Here is an 18,117-nt window from a genome sequence, read left to right as displayed (position 1 = left end):
TAATACAGCGGGCAGACGGGTACGGGTATGCCCTCACGAAGAGAGCCTTTGACACAGGAGATGCGGGAACAGGGGCGGCTTACGCCGCCGCGCTCTCCCTCCCCGGCATCAATGCCGGGGTTTCCCGGGCCACTGGATGAAACCTTACAACGACGAAACGCTTGCCGCCCTGTTGGCCGACCTCGAGTCGGACCGGGTGGAACGTAAGGAATCATTGAGGGGTGGAGCGCCGGAAGCGGTGCGCGAGGCGGTCTGTGCATTCGCCAATGATTTGGCGGGCCATGCTGAACCGGGCGTGGTATTCATCGGTGTGCGGGACGATGGCGCGCCAGCGAAACTCGACGTGACGGATGCCTTGCTGCGTCAGCTGGCGGATATCAAAACCGACGGCAACATCGTGCCGCCCCCGAGCTTGCTCGTGGAAAGGCGATCACTCGGGGGCCATGACATGGCGGTCATCACAGTGTGGCCCTGCGATGCACCACCCGCGCGTTACAAGGGACGAATCCATGTGCGTTGGGGACCGAGACGCGGCTTGGCGAGCGCCCAGGACGAACGAATTCTGAATGAACGTCGCCGTTTTCGCGACCGACCCTTCGACGTACAGCCGCTGGCGGAGGCGACCCAGGACGACCTCGATCTCCTCCGCTTCGAGCAGGAATACCTGCCATCGGCCGTCGCCGCAGATGTGCTTGCGGCCAATGAGCGTAGTCGCGAACAGCGACTCGCCGCCACCAAGATGACGGCCGAGGGGGGACTCCGCCCTACCGTGCTGGGTTTGCTCGTTATCGGGAGATCTCCGTCGGACTGGCTGCCGGGGGCCTACACACAGTTCCTGCGCATCGCAGGAACGGATTTAACGGCCCCTGTCGAGGATGAGGCGGCGATTTACGGCGCGGTGACCGATCAAATCCGGCGCCTCGAAGAAAAACTCGACACACATAATCGGCGCAGTATCCGGTTCGCGGGCGTAGATCGTGAGTCGCGCTCCGAGATTTATCCTATGGACGCCTTGCGCCAACTGGTCCGCAACGCTTTTATGCATCGAAGTTATGAAGGAACGAACGCGCCCATCCGCGTCTACTGGTTCGACGACCGCCTCGAGATTCATAGCCCGGGAGGCCCGTTCGGTTGCGTCACGCCGGACAACTTCGGCCAACCGGGCATAACGGATTACCGCAACCCCAATCTGGCTGAGGCGCTGCACGCCCTAGGCTTCGTCCAGCGATTCGGCGCCGGCATAGCGATTGCTCGCAAGGCCTTGGGTGATCGGCTGCGATTCGAGATCCAGCCGGGGTTCATCGCCGCGACCATCGCGGGAGAGTCGCATGACTAGTATCGCTTTTTTCAATAACAAGGGCGGCGTTGGGAAGACGTCACTCGTATATCACACGGCATGGATGTTTGCCGAGATGGGGTACCGAGCCCTAGCGGTTGATCTCGACCCACAATCCAATCTCTCGATCATGGCCCTTGACGAGGAGCGCCTGGAGGCGTTGTGGCCCGACACGGATCATCCGGAAACCTTGTTCGGCGCGGTAGACCCGTTGTTCGGCGGAACGGGTGACGTCCGGCCCGCGCATATCGAAACGTTATCGGAAAAGCTGGGGCTCTTGGTGGGCGACCTGGCCTTGTCCCGGATCGAGGATGATTTGTCGACGGAATGGCCGCGGTGCCAAGAGGGCCGGGAACGCGCGTTTCGTGTAACGACCGCATTCTGGCGCGTGATCAGGGAGGCGGCGACCAGACATGAGGCCGATATCGTGTTAATAGATGTCGGCCCGAATCTGGGGGCAATCAATCGCGCCGCACTGGTGGCGTCAAGCTACGTGGTTATGCCCGTGGCGCCGGATCTTTTCTCTCTTCAGGGACTCAAGAACCTTGGCCCGACCCTACGCCAATGGCGAGCCCTCTGGGAGCGAGCGCGCGCCCTGGTGCCGGCGGCGGTAGGCGAGATGCCATCCGGCCGCATGACGCCCGCGGGCTATGTCCTTATGCAGCATGCCGAGCGCCTAGGGCGGCCGACAAAGGCCTATGCCAAGTGGCAGCAGCGCCTGCCGGTCGCTTATCGAGAGAGCGTATTGGGCGCTGATCCGCCGGAGCACATGCCCGAATCCGACCCAAATCAGATTCAGCGCATCAAGCATTACCGCAGCCTTATGCCCCTGGCCATGGAGGCGCGCAAACCCATGTTCGCCTTAAAACCCGCCGACGGCGCGATTGGGGCGCATCAGGCGAACGTCGCGCAGTGCCGCGAGGATTTCAAAGGACTCGTCCAGCGGCTGATGGAACGGACCGGGATCAAGCGCGGATCATAGAGCGGGCCGATTGACGCCGCGGGCCCCGTATCCCGGGGACACGATGGGGCAATCCCCGGACGCGCCGAGGCTTGCCCGAAGGGCGATGCTTGTGACGTGACGGAATCCCCGCGATGAGGGGTCCGGCTGGACGCATCGTACCGGAGGCGTGCGGCGCGCAACCTGGCCCGCGGACTACCGGACCCCCACCCTGCCCTCCCCGTGATTGCGGGTTCCCTTACCGGGAAGGCGAAGTGATGCCAGCTACAGTCCGCCGACCAGATGCTGGCCGCGGCGGTCGAGGCGCCACTCGGCCGCGACCCGCCTCCCAGCACACCCTTAAGGGGGCATGCCGAGCGCCCCGAGGGTAGGGCCCAAGGGCTGGGCGTCTGTCCAGGTCCGTGCGGAGAGCGCCGAGAAATCGGCACCCCTACACACGATCCGCGCACCGACCTAGAAGTCGTACTCAACCATGATCCGGTTGTAGATAAAACGCTGAATGACAGGGAGATGGTAGGCGACACCGACGCGATCCCGTAACGACAAGCCCGTGAGCGCCCCTTTCAGGAAATAGGTCACATCCAGATCGGTCTCGTCGGTATGTGGGGCGCCGTAGCCCGCATAAACCGTATTGAAATAACGGGCGTAGCCGGCAATCACCCGTAACTGCCGTTGCAAGAAAAAGGCGGTCGCGGCGACCTTAACGGCATGCCCCGAGGTCTTGCGATCGACCATACCCTGGATCATGGAAGTCGTATAGAGCGGATCGGTCGCGTAGCCTGTCGTATAGGGCGAGACGACATCCCCGTTACCAAAAGCCCCCGGATGAGCGGGGAGATCGTTATAGCCGACGGTCAACAGGTCGGGGCCGTGCTTGACACCGACGATGGCGCCGTACACGGTGGCGTCCACATGACCGAGCTCCTGCGCCCCCGATCCGGTCTCGCGCACATACTGTGCGCCCACCAAAGGCGCGATGCCGTGGGCTCCGCCAAAGGTATAACTTCCCTCGACATAGGCCATCTTCGCCAGATTGAAAAACTGGTAGCCCCACGCCGCCGTTTTAAGGCCTGCGACATGATAGTTCGCCCCGACGGCGGCGGCACCGGGCTCCGTGCCACCCGGTAGACCACCGGTACCGCCCACGTTTACGGAACCCACCGCATTATAAAGATCCGTGTTCGAAAAACCGTCCGAGGTACGACTCTTATAGCGGGTGATGCGTAGCGCTGACACAGTCAGACCGGACACCGGTTGGATCGCCGCAAATAAGCCCTGATAAGTGGCGGGCACCACGCGCGCGTCGGAGGGGTTCATCCAGGGCGTATTCAGAAGCTGATCGCCCGCTCGCAGCAACACCCCGTGGGCGTGGTACTGGAGAAAAGCCTGGCCAAAAGTGTCGATGCGCCCATAACCCGCGAGCGTGCCATCGTCAAGCGCCGTATTGCGATTATTGAGCCCTAAGGAGTGTGCCGCATAAAACGACGCCGCCGCCGAAAAGCCGTCGACCGCACCTGACATCATGTTGATGGCGCCGCCTGCCGCAAAGGCGTGTTGTGACGATGGCGCACCGCTATAGAGCCTCGCAAAATCGTAGGCGCGCAGATCGCCCGTGACCTTCATGCCCGACAAAAAGCCCGTTGCGGCATCGGCTGATCCGATATTCATCGCAAGGAACAGGGCGCCGATCGCGAGGCCGGAAGGCCTCTTCCATCCCCCCTTTATGCCAACTTGGCGGCCGGCTCTACAACGTTTTTCCGCAGCCGTGCCGGCCCGATCCTGTTTACCCATCCTTATCATGAACCCCCCTGTGCTTCCCATGTTGTCTCGCCATCACTCGTCCGTCGCTCTCGATGTTATCGCCTTCCTGTACACCATCGGCCCAGGCGACCCACAAAAGTCCTTTCCCCACCGCACCGGCTTTCCTTGTCTCATCTCCTCGATCTTGCCGCACGGCCCCCGGGCGTCCTAAGCCCCTAGGCGCGCCAAACCGCCGCCCATGGCCTCACGGTCACGAGGCCCGCCCTACCAGGCCAGACAACCGATACACTTCTCCTTCAAGTCTCGGCCGCCCTCGCTTGCAAAGAGCTTGTCCTTGTTCCTCGGGAAGGGTTCATCCAAGGCAAACACCTCGCAGATTCTCCCGCGATTACGCGACATGACCACGATCCTTTCACTCAGATACATGGCCTCCTCGACGTCATGGGTCACAAAGATGATCGTTATCCCGGTCTCTTTCCAGATATCGAGCAGGCTACTTTGCAGGCTCGCCCGCATCTGGGCGTCCAAGGCCCCGAAGGGTTCATCCATGAGCAGCACGGCCGGCGTATTCGCCAAGGCCCGCGCGATTTCTGCGCGATGCTGCATGCCGCCAGACAGCATCTTTGGGTAGTAATCCCCATACCCCGCCAAGCCCACCATCTCGATATATTTGGCAGCCACGGCATTCGCCCGGACCTTCGACACCCCCCTTTGCATGGGTCCGAAGCGCACGTTCTCCATGACTGTTTTCCACGGAAACAGCGTATGTTGCTGAAACACGATGCCGAGGCTCGCGGTCGGCTCTTTAATCTCACAACCGTCCAGAAGGATTTGCCCCGCCAATGGCTTGTAGTGTCCGCCGATGGCGTTTAACAGGGTGCTTTTGCCGCAGCCCGACGACCCGATGATGGACGTAAACGACCCGCCGTCGAACTTAAAGCTGAAATCTTCGACGACCGCATTGGTTCGTCCGAAGTTCTTAAATCCCAAGGTCAATCCCCGGACATCGATATTCCCGATATTTCGCATAATCTGCCCCTACGCCGACGCGCGCGCCTACTCTGCCCAAGGCACGAGCTTGCGCTTCAGATAGTAGATCGAGCCTGTGCTAACACTGCTCAAGAAGCCTATGGTCAACATGCCCACGATGATGTTTCCATACTGAATGAGCTGATACGATTCCCATGTGAAGTAGCCGATCCCGAACCGACCGCTGATCATTTCCCCGGCCAGGAGCGCAAACCAGGCACCGCCCATGCCGAGAGCCATACCGACCGTAATACTGGGAATGGCGTAGGGAACGACCACATGAAAGAGGACGTTCAGGCGATTAGCCCCCAAGGAGCGCGCCGCCTTCACGAGCTCTTTTGGTACCCGACGGACCCCCTCCCAAGTATTGAGCACGATGGGAAACACCGCGCCGAGAAAGGTGATGGAAATGATGCTTTCCTCGGTGGTGGGCCACACCAAGATCGCCATGGGCACCCAGGCAATGGCCGGTATCGGCCGCAGCATCTCCACGTAGGGCGCGATCACGAGACGCAAGATGGCGCTATACCCCATGGCGATACCCGCCGATACCCCGACCACTGTGGCCAACCCAAAAGCCACGATGATTCTGTACATGCTCCAATAGATATCGCGCCAGAATGTGTGCGTCACAACGACAACGCGAAAAGCTTCGAATACGGCCACAGGCGTCGGTATGTTGGAGAAGTCCAGGATAAGATGCACACGGGACTCTGTGAGCCACTGCCAGAGGCCCACGCCCGCGATCAGCGACACCGTGGAGGCCAGCAAGGCGGTCCAACGAATCTTTCGGCCGATGCGCAGCAACCAGGCCGCCCCACGGTCGCGCGCGGGCGCAGCCTTATGGCCTTGTTCCGGCGCCACACTCATTGCCTGCCCTTGTCCACGTTGCGCCACTCCCGCCATGATTTCTTTCATATGAGCCCCCATGCGCGCTTTGGCATGCCGTCTTCCGCTGACCTCCTCCGTCGAGCCGGTCTTTGGCCGTCAAGCGTCGTCGTCACAATTTCTGAAGTGCCTCGGTGTACGTATAGACGGGTCCATTGGCAGCGGCATGCTTGGCACCGCTTAGGGTCATGAAGGCGTCTACCTTGCCCCCCTTGATGGTGAAAAATGCATAGTTCCCGAAGAGCTTCAATCCTGTTGTATGGTCATAGACATAGGTGGCGTTTATAACGCGATGCTTGGCGGCAGAGGCCTTAGCCGCCATAAGCATGGCCTTAACCCCCTTGTATTTATGGATGCCCGCACCCTTGAACCAGATCTCGGGACTCCTATGAATGTTGGCCTTGGGGTTATAAGGCGCGCCGAACTGTTTTTTGTAGTTGAGGCCCATCTGTTTGTATGCGGTCTTGAGATATGTCGGCTGGACCCAATCGTTGAGATTGAGCGGTGGAATATGGGCGTAGCGCGCCAGGATGGTGTGGTCATAGTTCAGGGTTTTCACCCATTTCGACGTTATGACAGGATTGAGTGTGAGGTAGCCGCCGTGGCTAAAGTACAGGTACAGGACCTCCTTCGGAATCATGGTCCAGCGGGATAGCATTTGACTGGCCTTGTAGGGGTCATGAGCAATCCAACGGTCGGCCGCTATGACGGATTTCACATAGGCCACGACAATTTCAGGGTACTTTTTGGCAAACGAGGAAGTAACCACCGCGCCATGGAGATAAGGCACATGTGTCGCGGCACCGCTATAGATGATCCGCCCCACATGCTTGTACTCCATGTCCTCGGAGATCGGGCAGAAGTCCGCATGGGCGGCGATCTTATGCGCAGTAATGGCCGCTATGCCGGCCATTGGGCTTTGGTTGACGATATGGAAAGCGGAGATGGGAATGTGGTTGTCCGCGGCCATCTCATAGAGCATGCCCCAGGAAGCGCTGCCCACGGGCGTGGAAATATCTTTGCCCTCCAGCTGCTTTATGTTGGTTATGGGGGAATTGACCGGCACATCGATGGCGTTACCGGCGCCGTCGAGGTTGTAGCCCGTCATGGTAATGAGATAGGAGCGCCTGGATGGCGTCTGCTGGAATTTGGCGCCGTTTACGACAAGCGGGTAGTCCCCCATGGTGCCGAAATCGAGTTTATTGGCCATCATCATATTGGTGATGGGCGCCCCGGAGCTGTAGTTGCGCCAGATGATGCGATACTTGACGCCTTTGTACTTGCCGGTGTGTGGGAGGTACTTCTCCAGGAGGTGCAGGCCCTTGATGGCAGAGCCCGCAGGGTAGGTATCCGTGCACATACTCTGGTAGCCGATACTAATCGTGATCGTCTTGGCGTAAATAGCGGGCGCCACACAAAGCCCGCAGAGCACTATGCCTTTTGTGAAGCTGAACATTGCGGAACCCCCAGCATGTTGGAACGAGTACCTACACGCAGAGCAATAAGCGTACCATCGAGATGAATGAGGGAATCTCATGAAATATCAATGGGATATGAGATGGCTCGACTCGACGCGGCATGGTTATGCCCGCACCAGGAGGGAGCGGACGCATGCTCTGTGCCTGCCGCTGGTGCAGCCGCTCGCGGCAAAAACGGTACTGAGCGGTAGACGCTACGCGATCCTTGGGCCGGCGGGCGTCTTGCAGGGCCGTGGTAGGCGTACGAATGTCGCGACACCTCGCGCCAAGGCAACAAGCCGCCTAAATCGCCAGACCCTACCGTAGACATTCGCCACCAGGACAGAAGTGGGGATAAGAACGAATCATGGCGGCCATGGGTTGAGAATTTCGCCGGGGTCCAACGCGCGGCGGGATGCGGGACGCGAAGCCCCGCCGTTTGACAGCCACCTTCGCGCGCGAAGTCTGCCATACCCCGCTCGCGATCGGCGAGAGACGCCGGCGCGCTTGTCCGGGGGCACCGCCCTCCGCGGTAGCGAGCCCCTCCTACTCTCGCGCCTTTACGACCCCTGCCCCCTTGGGCCGAGAGAGCGCCGAGCCGCGCCACCTTTTGAGCGTCATGAGCCGTAAGCGCATATAAAGGCGCAGCAGAGACGGGGCGCGCCTTGCTAGCAAAAGCGCATCGACCCGGTCTTGCATGGCACGGAGCGTCGCGCCTTCGTTTAGGAAAGACGCGCCATCGTGACAGTAGCTGCAGTAGATCTGGCCGGCCCTTGGGTGGCGATCATAAACGAGCGGCATGCCGCAGCTTTGGCATCGGTTACGCTCGTTTCTATAGGCGGTGTTGAGTCCTCTGAACATTTTTACGATAGGGCCCATAGCGCTTATCACCTCGATACCGGGCTTGTTATAAAGTGGAGCCACTGACTGGAAACCTGGTCTAAGAGCCGGTTTTGTGTTTGTCTCGCCGTCAGATGATCCAGGTCGACGGTACGCAAGGGCTGATCCTGGCCCGCGCAGGTAAAGACCGCCTTGGTCCGTTGACCGGTTTTGGGGTCGATCTGCCATTGCAGGCATTGCGCGCAAACGCCCTTCATCATGCATTGCATGGGGCTGCCGACCGTGGCGGTCACGTGCACATCGGCCCGAAAATGGGACTTCAAGGGGCCCTGTAACGAGGCCTGGAAAGCCTTGAGCAAGCCCGTGGATCCCATGACCATCAAGCGATCGACCTCCCGAAGCGCAATCGCCGCCCCCGCCATGGGGCCAATCGCGCCATCGCCGTAGGATTGAAGCAAGGCCACGATATCAGCAGCGGTCGTTGCGCAGTCCTGGGGCCTGCGCACGGCGATCTGGGGCCCGCTTGCCGTGCACCAGACGATTTGGTCGGCGGCGGCTTCGAGCTCGTTTTGGTTGTCCAATTCACTCGCTTGCGCAAACGCCGCTACATAAAGAACGCGATTGCCGGCGGCACGCAGGGCGGGGCCTATGTCCAGCATCACCGCCGCCCCCCAGCGCCCGGCTACGATCAGAATCGTCTGGCCCTGTGGAATATCGGTAGGGGCGCCCGCGGGACCCATGAGCACCAAAGGATCGCCCGGCTTCAAGCGCCCCACGAGGCGGGGGCCCGTCCCCCACTGTAAGACCATGAGCCGAATCGCATCACCCTCGACACCCGCGCCACTTACGGTAAGGAGCGGGATCTGAAGGCGCGTCCCGGATTGCACGGCACTTGCTGTCTCGAACGTTTGGAGACGAAAGAATTGCCCAGGCTTGAAATTGCGTGCCGCGAGCGGCGCGTGCACCCAGAGCTCGGTCACCGCGGGATTGCGACAATCGACGCGCACGACATGCGCAGTCAGCGCATCATGAAGACGGGCTTGAAAGGCTGCGAGATCGTCGTCGCCCCGAGGCCTTAGGTCCAAGACCGCCATGACCTGGGGGTAGGTCGCCTTGGCCGATGCTATGGCCTTGACGACACTTCCATGGAAGACCGGGTGGGTGTCACCTATAAAACTCACCCGATAACCATCGCGCGAATACGACGTAAAGGGGGCGCATTCGGCGGCCTTGGCGTGCGCGGCCACGGGTGCCCCGGAACCAGAGGCCGCATGGGTGGCAAAGTGGTGACCGTCAAGCGCAAAGGTGCCGGGATGTTCGCGCTCGTAGATAGTGTTGGGGACGGTGCCTGCCGCGATGAAGACGGCCCGCGCGGGAAGCGCAACGTCGGTCCCACCAAAAGATGCGCCGTCTTGCTCGACCGTGCGCCGAAAGATCATGCCCTTTATATGCCCGTAACCATCCAATTCCGCCCGCAGGGGCTCCAGGTTCTCGGCATACAAGATCCCCTCTTGCATGGCCTTTTTGAGCTCCTCATGGTTCCGGGTATAGGCCGGCGACTGACTCATAGCTCTGCGATAGGCGAGCGTGACCCCGCCCCAACGACGCAGGAGTGGGGCAAAATGGGGCGCCTCGCCGGCCGCCGCCGCCCGCGCGCGCTCCTCTTGGATTATCCGGCCGTGGTCCAAGAACTCCTCGAGGATCTGCCGATCCTCCGCGCAGAGACCCGCATACAGCCTGTCCGTCCCCATGACGGCACAGCGCTCATAGACCTTCTCGACCTGACGCACGTAGTAGGCCTGCACCTCGGTGGCGGTATCCACGGCGGTAAGCCCCCCGCCGATCACCACGGCCGGAAGCCGCACCTGGAGGTTCGCCAGACTGCTTTGCTTGCCGGCCCCGGTGAGCTGGAGCGCCATGAGGAAGTCGCTCGCTTGGCGCATGCCGCGCGGTAAACTCTCACCCATCGGTACCATGCGCGGGAGCCCTGCGCCCGTCGCTATACACACATGATCGAAGCCCAAGGCCCACGCGTCATCGAGCGTCACGGTGCCCCCTAAGCGTGCGCCCCCGAAGACCTGGAAGCGCGCCCGGCGGGCGAGACTTAAATATACGAGCTTCAGGAAATTCTTATCCCATCGAGTGGTAATGCCATATTCCGCGACACCCCCAAAACCATAGAGGATGCGCTCATCAAGGTCCTCCTCCATCTCGCCATAGTCGCGGATCGGCCCCTGCCGCCACGCAAGCGGCAGCGGCTCGATCTTCAGGCCGTCTATGCCGACCACGGCGCAGCCTTCCTGCGTGAGATAGTGCGCCATGGTAAAGCCAGCGGGCCCAAGACCCGCCACCAGAACCTTGCGACCATTGTAGGGTTTGGGGAGATATTGGTGATTGCGGAGAGGATTCCAGCGCGTAAAGAGGTCGTAGATCTCGACCCCCCAAGGCAGACCCAGAACATCCGTCAGGACGCGGGTTTCGACCTCGGGGATGTTGACCGGATCCTGCTTCTGGTATACGCAGGCCTTCATGCAATCATTGCAGATACGATGCCCCGTGGCGGGTATCATCGGGTTGTCCACCATGATCATGGCCAGCGCCGCGACGCCAAAGCCGTCCCGCTTCAAAAGCTGCATCTCGGAGATCTTTTCACCGAGCGGGCAGCCCGTTAATAGGGTCCCGAACGCGTCGCTCTTAAAAGTGCCGACCGCGGCCCCTTTTTTCTCGGGGAATCCCTTGGAACAAAAGTCTCCATCGTGGTCGTGACAGTAGAGGCAATAATGGGCCTCATTTTGCACGGCACGCGCCTCCATGCGCGTATCGGTTAAGGAAAACCCGTCGCGCCTGCGGCCTTGCGCCTCTGGCACACCGTGCGCTTCGCCTACCCCCTCCCAGGGGACGCGGTCCAAAGGCACGAGACGCGCGGGGTCTAGGCGCTCCGGCAAACGAAAGCTGGACCAATCCACGACCGAGCGCCGTGCATCGGGATCCGTTAAAGCCCACGCGCACCATTGCGTAAGGAGGTCGAGCTCGGCGGGAAAATGGGGCTCATCCGCAAGCCAGTCCATCCCTAAGCGCGCGATCGCCCATTCCCGATCCGCGGAAGGAAGCCCCGCTTTGTGGACTTCCTCGCTAAGCCATGCCTGAAGATCGGCGAAGGAGCGCGCGCACCCGCCTTGATGGCGACGGGCCCGGCGCTGCACAAACTCTTTCTTGAAGGCCATGACCACACCATGGCTCGCCGTTTGTTCGCGCAGGAGGTCGACGGCAGGCGTGATCGCAAAAAGTCGGGCGACAAAGGCCTCCAGGTGACGCGCCACGGGGAGCAGCATCGCGCCGAGCGCCTGCCCGGCGAGCTCCCCGCGCCCCCGGCGCCAATCGCGGAGGCCAAGACGCAGGGCGGCGTCGTGACCCTCTAGGTAGGAGAGGAAATCGTCGTCCAAGCGGGCCAGGCCACGATCCGAAAAAAGATCCTGATACTCGTAGCCGCCGCCCAAACACAAAACCGGATCGGTCCCTTTTGAAGTCTCATCCTCTGTGCGCGCAATCACTTCGCCCATCGGACAGACTCCTCCACCAAGAGCCATTCCCTTTTGTTCGCGCGACCATCCCACTCGTCCGCGGTCGGCAGCGGCGGCGCCTTCTCCGTCACCACCGGCCAATGCTTGGCTAATTCGGCGTTTATACCGACGTACTCTTGGTATTCCTCCGGGACATCCTCCGCCTTGAATATGGCTTGTGCCGGGCATTCGGGCTCGCAAAGGGTGCAATCAATACATTCGACAGGATCGATGACCAAAAAATTGGGGCCCTCATGGAAACAGTCCACCGGGCAGACGGCCACACAATCCATATACTTGCACTGGATACAGTTATCGGTCACCACAAAAGCCATGGTCTGTCCTCCTATCCGAGCTCGATCTTGGTGATCGCCCATGCCGCGAGCTTTTTGACATCCGGATCACGGTCTAGCAGCACATCCTTAAGCCACGGGAGGGCGCGCTCATCGCCGATTTCGCCTAAGCATATCGCCGCCTCCTTGCGGACATTGCTGACCGAGTACGAAAGCATCTCGCCCACAGCGTGCACGGCATTGGCGTAGCGGATCCGGCCCAAGGCCACCAGGATCTTGGCGATTACCTGCCAATAGGTCTCCTTCCCGAGGCTTTGCACGAGAGGGGCGCCGGCATCCGTCGCCTTCAATTTAGCGATAGAGGCCGCCGCTTCCTCGCGGACCTGCCAGGCCGCATCCTTCAGGCCCGCAATGACCGCAGCTGCGGTCTCTGGTGTGAGCCGGTAGCTGACGGCCCCCATGGCGATACGCCGCACGTCGGGGCTTTTGTCTTGCAGGGCCATCCGGGCCAGATCCTTTAAGTAAGACGGGTCCTGCAGATAGCCGAGAACGCCCACGCTTTCGGTGCGCACCGGTATGGATTCATCTTTGAGTCCCAAAAGGGCGTAGCGGGCGGCACCCTCGATCTTGAGAGGCCGTACCGCGCGCAATACCGCCGCCCGCGTGAAGGGCTTGTCGGACACGATCCACGTCTCGTAGATATCCCGCAGGTGCGTCTGATTGCACTCGGCCAAGGTATCCGCGGCGGCGCGGCGCACGGCCTCGTCTGGGTCTTCTAGCAAGCCTAGCAACGGCACCAGCATATACGGTCCCGGAATCTCCGCGATCGCGCGCGCGGCCTCCGCCCGCACTATGGCCTCCTCGTCGCCGAAGCTCCTCAGGATCAAAGCGAGCCCCTCTTGTTCATCGAGCTCGAGGGCATTGATGACCGCTAGGCGGCGGACATCGGAATCATTGCTTGGGGCACTCCCCTTCGCTTCCATGGCGTACTCCAATGGTCAATAGGTCGGTTGAGTGGTCTCAACAGCTACGTCTTATCACTTCAAGAGGTAAGGAATCTCGACGGTCACCGCCTGGGTCGGGCAATCCACCTCGCAGGGCGTGCAGTACCAGCACTCGTCGTACTGCATCAGCGCCACACCCTTCTCCATGTCGATGATCAAGACATCCAAGGGGCAAACATCTACGCATACCGTACATCCCTTGGCGGCAATGCATTTATCCGCGTCCACAGTCACCGGGACCTTTACCTTCATATTTGTCGTTGCCATGTCGTTCCCCGCGTTACGTGAGTTAGGCCATCTCTTTGGTCAGGATGCGCAGCTTGTCGTAAGCCTGTTTTTCATGGTCATTGGGCTCGTAGACATAGGGCTCTACGGGTATGCTCTTGCAAGCCTTTTCGCCCCGCTCGTCTTTAAAAAGCCGCACATGGCAAAACCAGTCTTCGTCGTCCTTTTCCGGGTGATCGACACGGTAGTGGTAGAGTCCCCAACGACTTTCGGTACGATACAAAGAAGCGGTCGCTGCCATTTCCGCGCAGTCCAAAATGTCGTAGACCTCGAGCGCGCGCAGCAAATTGTGCGGGTCTTCGGCGGTCATCTGCGATAGATCCTCGCGTATCTCGGCAAAGCGACGGAGCGCGATCTCCATTTTCTTAGTCACTTTGGGGGGTTGCAGGTAGTCGTTGACAAGGCGCCGGATCTTATACTCGGCCTGATAGGGGGTGATGCCGCCGACCTTGCCGAGCGGCGCGCGAATCCGCGCGACCTCCCGCTCGACATAGTCGGCATCGTATTCGGAAAAAGGTACGCCCTTACAGTAATTCGCGGCCTCGACACCCGCGATCTCTCCATAGACAAACGCGCCCAACATATAATTGTGCGGCACGCATGCCGCGTCCCCCGCAGCGTACAGACCTTTTATCGTCGTTTGCGCGCGTTCATTCACCCAGATGCCCGATGCGCTATGACCGCTGCAGAGGCCGATTTCCGATATGTGCATCTCAATCATGTCGTGCCGATAATTCGTGCCTCTGTTGGCATGAAAACGGCCCCGACTCGGGCGCTCGTTGGTATGCAGGATATTTTCTATGGTGGAGATCGTCTCCTCTGCCAAGTGATTGACTTTGAGGAAGACCGGGCCGTTACCGCCCTGCAACTCCTTGAAGAACTCAAGCATCATCTGCCCGCTCCAATAGTCGCACTCGATAAACCGCTCTCCGTGGGCGTTGGCGGTATACCCGCCGAGAGGCCCCGTCACATAGGCGCAGGCGGGACCGTTATAGTCTTTGATAAGCGGATTGATCTGGTAGCATTCGATACCCGATAACTCGGCGCCCGCATGGAAGGCCATGGCATGACCATCGCCGGCATTGGTCGGATTCTCGTAGGTCCCAAAAAGGTAGCCGGACGAGGGCAAGCCAAGCCGTCCCGCGGCCCCCGTGCACAAAATGACCGCGCGGGCCTTGATGATGGTGATCTCGGCGGTGCGCGTGTCCACCGCTACGACGCCCGCGGCGCGCCCCTGATCGTCGACGAGGATGCGTGTCACCTTATAACGGTTGGTGATCTCGACACGATTTTTGCGCAGTTGCCGGTAGAGGATTTTTTTGACGTTATGACCCTCTGGCATGGGAAGAACGTAGTTGCCGAGGTGGTGGACCTTCTTGACGGCATACTCGCCGGTCTCGTCTTTTTCGAACTTGACGCCCCATTTGTCCAGCCTTTGAATCATCTGAAAGCTATTCGTCGCGTAGGCCAATATGGCCTTTTGATTGACGATACCGTCGTTTGCTATAGTGATCTCCCGCACATATTGCTCGGGCGTAGAATGGCCAGGAATCACCGCATTATTCAGGCCATCCATGCCCATGGATATGGCGCCACTGCGTTTCACGTTGGCCTTCTCGATCAATAAAACCGACAGCGTCGGATCGGATTCCTTGGCCCTGATGGCCGCCATGGGGCCCGCGGTGCCACCACCAATGACGAGCACATCCACTTGGCGTTCCTGTATAGCCGCGTTCATCATCCCCGCCTCCCACGTCTCTCAAGGGTAATCATGTATTTCAGCGCATCGCCCCGGCAGTAGAGGTGCTCGTAGTCGATGGGCCGGTCGTTTTCCGTATAGGTAAGGCGCTCGAGCTTTAGGATCGGAGATCCTTCCTCGATTTTTAGGAGCCGCGACACCGTCTCATCGGAGAGAACGGACTCGATCTCGAGATCGGCCTTGCCAAGGGGCGTACCGAGCTTATTTTCAAGCAAGAAGAATATGTCCGTTGAGGAGAGGTCCTCCGCGACCAAGGCCTTGCCGATAGAGCTCGGGACATAGGTCACGTCAAGAGAGATGGGCTCGCGGTTTAAGTAGCGGACCCTGCGGATTTCCATGATGCTTGCCATGTCGATCTTGAGCTTCTGCGCTGCTACCTTGTTGTGTATGCCGTCTTTCGTAGCGATGACCGTGGAGAAGGTTTCGTAGCCCTTGGCGATCATGGCCTCGCCAAAGCCCTGCAAGGACACAAGCTCCTGGACGGCCTTGGGGCGCGTAACGAAGGAGCCTTTGCCGGGGATCTTGAAGATGAGACCCTCCGTCTGCAGGTCCCTCAGGGCTTGACGGACCGTAGTGCGGCTCACATTAAACATCTGCACCATCTCGCTTTCCGAGGGCATTTGCGCATGGGTCATATATGTCCCATCCAAGATGTCGGAACGGATACGCTCCTTAAGTTGAAGGTAGAGTGGTTGAATGGTTGTGACATTCGAATGCATGGGCTTCAATAAACTCATCTCTTATCGTCTCTTTCTGGGATACTTATTGGTACAGGTAGCAATAGTCATGCCAGGATTGTTTTATCGATGTGTGCTCATAAAACACTTAATAAACAACGGAAATACCAAGGACCGTTTGGGTTACGGTGGGGCGCCTGCTTTAACGATGTGCATGGCATCGGTCATCTGCGCGATTCTGGTGCAATGGCAAGCTTGGATAAGGGATCAAGTTTTTGGGGAACGGAAGAAGGCTTTCAGGGTCAAGTCCAATCTCCGCTGTAAATTCGATCCGGTATTGACGTCCTTTTCTTACTAAGGCAACTCTGATTTAGTCCCTATATACAAGCCGTTATGGTACAATGGCGCCAGTTCAAACGGATAAAATCCATGCGCCAGCTCACCTTAGCCACCGGCACCTTCGAGACCCACAGGAAGCCCACCCGTCGCGAGCGATTTCTCGCCGATATGGAGAAAGTGGTGCCCTGGCAGGACCTGTGCGCGGTGATCGCACCCTATTACCCTAAGGGCGAGAACGGCCGGCCCCCGGTGGGCTTGGAGCGCATGCTCCGGATCTATTTTCTCCAGCAGTGGTTCAACCTCTCCGATCCGGGGGCGGAAGAGGCCCTGTATGAATCGGTCTCCATGTGCCGGTTTGTGGGTATCGACCTGGGTCGGGAGCCCGTGCCCGATGAGACCACGATTTTGAAGTTCCGTCATTTGCTTGAGAAACACCACCTCGGGAAGAAGCTCTTCCGGGAGGTCCACCGGCATCTGGAATCCCAGGGCGTCAAGGTCACCCAGGGCACGATTGTCGATGCCACCATCATCAGTGCCCCGTCATCCACCAAGAACAAGGATAAGGCCCGGGACCCCGACATGCACCAGACCAAGAAGGGGAATCAGTGGTACTTCGGCATGAAGGCCCATATCGGGGTCGACCGAAAGACCAAGGTGATTCACGCCGTAGTAGCGACTGCTGCCAACGTCCATGATGCCACGGTCCTATCCGATCTCCTCCATGGTGAGGAAACCAAAGTCTGGGGCGACTCGGCCTACCAAGGTCAGACCGACGTCCTCCGGCAGCACGCCCCGAAGGCCCGCGACCTTACCAACCGCCGGTATCGGTACAAGGGCGTGGTAAACGAGGTCGAGCGGGCTCGTAACCGTATCAAGTCCCAGGTCCGCAGCCGCGTCGAACATGTCTTCGGCGTCATCAAGGGCGTCTTCCATTTCACCAAGGTCCGTTACCGGGGTCTTGAGAAGAACGCCCATCGCCTGTTCGTCACCTGTGCGTTGGCCAATCTGTACCTCGTGCGCCGACGGCTCTTGCGACCTACACGGGCGTAGTCCGTCCGGAATTTAGGTTTCAGGCCCCCAAAGACCGTCCGAACGACCCAACGAAGCCCGTCGAGGCACAAAATGGTGCGTTTTGCCTCTCCGCCCTATCGGAATCTCGTTTTGGAGTCCTGCGCCTGTGGAAATGGGTGGTTAGATCAGACGTGCCCTAAGGAGTGCACAACTTAATGACATGGACTCCCCCTGCCCTTACGGCATCAGATGTGCCAGATTGAAGAAGAATCCTCGTTCAATCACAGAGCAGGGGGAATCGCCATGAAGATTACACGAGTCGGATTGGATATTGCCAAGCAGATTTTTGAGGTGCACGGCGTGAACGAACACGGGGTCGCCAAGCTGCATAAGACCTTGCCGCGAGCGAAGGTGCTGGAGTACTTCGCGCAGCTGCCGCCGTGTCTCATTGGCCTGGAGGCCTGCGGCGGGGCGCATTACTGGGCCCGCGAGCTGGCAGCACTCGGGCACACCGTGCGGCTCATGGCGGCCCAGTTTGTGATCCCGTACCGCAAGCGCGGCAAAGAACGATGCGAACGACGGTATGCGCTCCATAAACCCCACCCTCCCCGCGGTGATCTCGGTCCGGTAGTCTTTCTTCGAGAGGGCAGCGACGTGCGAGGACAGGACGGACGTGATAGCGCGACGGAATACGGTGGGGCGGTCAGCGGCCGGATCGGTGCAACGTCGGGTCGGAGGTGAGGTTCATGGGCAGCAGCGCCTCGAGGTCTTCGACGGTGCGGGCCCGGGGGAGATCGGTGAAGATTCGGCGCAAGTAATGATAGGGTTCGAGGCCGCAGGCCTTACAGGTCTCGATCAAGGAGTACAGGTTGGCGGAGGCCTGGACACCGGCCACGGTGTCACTGAAGAGCCAGTTG

The 18,117-nt window shown here is 59.8% G+C and carries 15 protein-coding genes and 1 pseudogene; 4 read left to right on the top strand and 12 right to left on the bottom strand.

Annotated elements, in window-relative coordinates:
- Positions 1-136 precede the first annotated feature (136 nt).
- Together ACYCTF_RS12005 and ACYCTF_RS12000 are read left to right on the top strand one after the other, a co-directional pair.
- Positions 137-1,336, top strand: a complete 1,200-nt coding sequence (locus ACYCTF_RS12005) for an ATP-binding protein (RefSeq protein ID WP_461283946.1) — start codon at positions 137-139, stop codon at positions 1,334-1,336.
- Positions 1,329-2,318, top strand: coding sequence for a ParA family protein (locus tag ACYCTF_RS12000; protein ID WP_461283947.1), 990 nt, complete (start codon positions 1,329-1,331; stop codon positions 2,316-2,318). The genes ACYCTF_RS12005 and ACYCTF_RS12000 overlap by 8 nt, the downstream gene beginning before the upstream one ends.
- Positions 2,319-2,750: 432 nt before the next feature.
- Here ACYCTF_RS12000 and ACYCTF_RS11995 read toward each other — a convergent pair whose 3' ends face one another.
- From ACYCTF_RS11995 to ACYCTF_RS11945, 11 genes are all read right to left on the bottom strand, one after another.
- Entirely contained in the window at positions 2,751-4,097 is a 1,347-nt protein-coding gene (locus ACYCTF_RS11995; RefSeq protein ID WP_461284944.1) for an OprD family outer membrane porin, read from the bottom strand.
- Positions 4,098-4,322: 225 nt separating this feature from the next.
- Positions 4,323-5,087 (bottom strand): ABC transporter ATP-binding protein, encoded by a 765-nt coding sequence (locus ACYCTF_RS11990; protein WP_461283949.1) that lies wholly within the window; start codon positions 5,085-5,087, stop codon positions 4,323-4,325.
- 27 nt (positions 5,088-5,114) lie between these two features.
- Positions 5,115-6,005, bottom strand: coding sequence for an ABC transporter permease (locus ACYCTF_RS11985; protein WP_461283950.1), 891 nt, complete (start codon positions 6,003-6,005; stop codon positions 5,115-5,117).
- A gap of 82 nt (positions 6,006-6,087) precedes the next feature.
- Complete coding sequence (locus tag ACYCTF_RS11980) at positions 6,088-7,431, bottom strand: ABC transporter substrate-binding protein (protein ID WP_461283951.1); 1,344 nt, start codon at positions 7,429-7,431, stop codon at positions 6,088-6,090.
- A gap of 547 nt (positions 7,432-7,978) precedes the next feature.
- Entirely contained in the window at positions 7,979-8,293 is a 315-nt protein-coding gene (locus ACYCTF_RS11975; RefSeq protein WP_461284943.1) for a zinc ribbon domain-containing protein, read from the bottom strand.
- Between the two features lie 26 nt (positions 8,294-8,319).
- Positions 8,320-11,832, bottom strand: coding sequence for an FAD-dependent oxidoreductase (locus ACYCTF_RS11970; RefSeq protein WP_461283953.1), 3,513 nt, complete (start codon positions 11,830-11,832; stop codon positions 8,320-8,322).
- Positions 11,820-12,167, bottom strand: a complete 348-nt coding sequence (gene fdxA / locus ACYCTF_RS11965) for a ferredoxin FdxA (RefSeq protein ID WP_461283954.1) — start codon at positions 12,165-12,167, stop codon at positions 11,820-11,822. The genes ACYCTF_RS11970 and fdxA overlap by 13 nt, the downstream gene beginning before the upstream one ends.
- A gap of 11 nt (positions 12,168-12,178) precedes the next feature.
- A complete protein-coding gene (locus ACYCTF_RS11960) occupies positions 12,179-13,108 on the bottom strand; it encodes a HEAT repeat domain-containing protein (protein WP_461283955.1) in 930 nt (309 codons plus the stop codon).
- 54 nt (positions 13,109-13,162) lie between these two features.
- Positions 13,163-13,396: a 4Fe-4S dicluster domain-containing protein gene (locus ACYCTF_RS11955; protein WP_065969305.1), complete on the bottom strand. Its 234-nt coding sequence runs from the start codon at positions 13,394-13,396 to the stop codon at positions 13,163-13,165.
- A gap of 22 nt (positions 13,397-13,418) precedes the next feature.
- Positions 13,419-15,152, bottom strand: coding sequence for a fumarate reductase/succinate dehydrogenase flavoprotein subunit (locus tag ACYCTF_RS11950; RefSeq protein ID WP_461283959.1), 1,734 nt, complete (start codon positions 15,150-15,152; stop codon positions 13,419-13,421).
- A complete protein-coding gene (locus ACYCTF_RS11945) occupies positions 15,152-15,910 on the bottom strand; it encodes a GntR family transcriptional regulator (RefSeq protein ID WP_461283956.1) in 759 nt (252 codons plus the stop codon). Before ACYCTF_RS11945 ends, ACYCTF_RS11950 begins: the two co-directional genes overlap by 1 nt.
- Before the next feature lie 369 nt (positions 15,911-16,279).
- On the opposite strand from ACYCTF_RS11945, the gene ACYCTF_RS11940 reads away from it, so the two are divergent.
- Both ACYCTF_RS11940 and ACYCTF_RS11935 read left to right on the top strand, forming a co-directional pair.
- Positions 16,280-17,255 (top strand): IS5 family transposase gene (locus tag ACYCTF_RS11940; protein WP_461283957.1). Its coding sequence is split into 2 segments (ribosomal slippage): positions 16,280-17,226 and positions 17,225-17,255, totalling 978 coding nucleotides; the frame shifts between segments, so codons are not numbered across the junction.
- A 248-nt stretch (positions 17,256-17,503) separates the two neighbouring features.
- Positions 17,504-17,780 (top strand): annotated as a pseudogene (locus tag ACYCTF_RS11935) (IS110 family transposase); the annotation flags it as partial.
- Between the two features lie 123 nt (positions 17,781-17,903).
- Here ACYCTF_RS11935 and ACYCTF_RS11930 read toward each other — a convergent pair.
- The coding region (locus ACYCTF_RS11930; RefSeq protein ID WP_461284942.1) for a transposase domain-containing protein at positions 17,904-18,117 on the bottom strand (214 nt) is incomplete at its 5' end.

This window comes from Acidiferrobacter sp. (assembly GCF_054609335.1).
This window is presented reverse-complemented; position numbering and strand designations above follow the sequence as displayed.

What these genes read in the sequence shown, in the direction of transcription:
- ACYCTF_RS12005 (WP_461283946.1), top strand. Translation starts at nt 137, where the DNA reads ATGAAACCTTACAACGACGAAACGCTTGCCGCCCTGTTGGCCGACCTC.
- ACYCTF_RS12000 (WP_461283947.1), top strand. Translation starts at nt 1,329, where the DNA reads ATGACTAGTATCGCTTTTTTCAATAACAAGGGCGGCGTTGGGAAGACG.
- ACYCTF_RS11995 (WP_461284944.1), bottom strand. Translation starts at nt 4,097, where the DNA reads ATGATAAGGATGGGTAAACAGGATCGGGCCGGCACGGCTGCGGAAAAA.
- ACYCTF_RS11990 (WP_461283949.1), bottom strand. Translation starts at nt 5,087, where the DNA reads ATGCGAAATATCGGGAATATCGATGTCCGGGGATTGACCTTGGGATTT.
- ACYCTF_RS11985 (WP_461283950.1), bottom strand. Translation starts at nt 6,005, where the DNA reads ATGAAAGAAATCATGGCGGGAGTGGCGCAACGTGGACAAGGGCAGGCA.
- ACYCTF_RS11980 (WP_461283951.1), bottom strand. Translation starts at nt 7,431, where the DNA reads ATGTTCAGCTTCACAAAAGGCATAGTGCTCTGCGGGCTTTGTGTGGCG.
- ACYCTF_RS11975 (WP_461284943.1), bottom strand. Translation starts at nt 8,293, where the DNA reads ATGTTCAGAGGACTCAACACCGCCTATAGAAACGAGCGTAACCGATGC.
- ACYCTF_RS11970 (WP_461283953.1), bottom strand. Translation starts at nt 11,832, where the DNA reads ATGGGCGAAGTGATTGCGCGCACAGAGGATGAGACTTCAAAAGGGACC.
- fdxA (WP_461283954.1), bottom strand. Translation starts at nt 12,167, where the DNA reads ATGGCTTTTGTGGTGACCGATAACTGTATCCAGTGCAAGTATATGGAT.
- ACYCTF_RS11960 (WP_461283955.1), bottom strand. Translation starts at nt 13,108, where the DNA reads ATGGAAGCGAAGGGGAGTGCCCCAAGCAATGATTCCGATGTCCGCCGC.
- ACYCTF_RS11955 (WP_065969305.1), bottom strand. Translation starts at nt 13,396, where the DNA reads ATGGCAACGACAAATATGAAGGTAAAGGTCCCGGTGACTGTGGACGCG.
- ACYCTF_RS11950 (WP_461283959.1), bottom strand. Translation starts at nt 15,152, where the DNA reads ATGAACGCGGCTATACAGGAACGCCAAGTGGATGTGCTCGTCATTGGT.
- ACYCTF_RS11945 (WP_461283956.1), bottom strand. Translation starts at nt 15,910, where the DNA reads ATGAGTTTATTGAAGCCCATGCATTCGAATGTCACAACCATTCAACCA.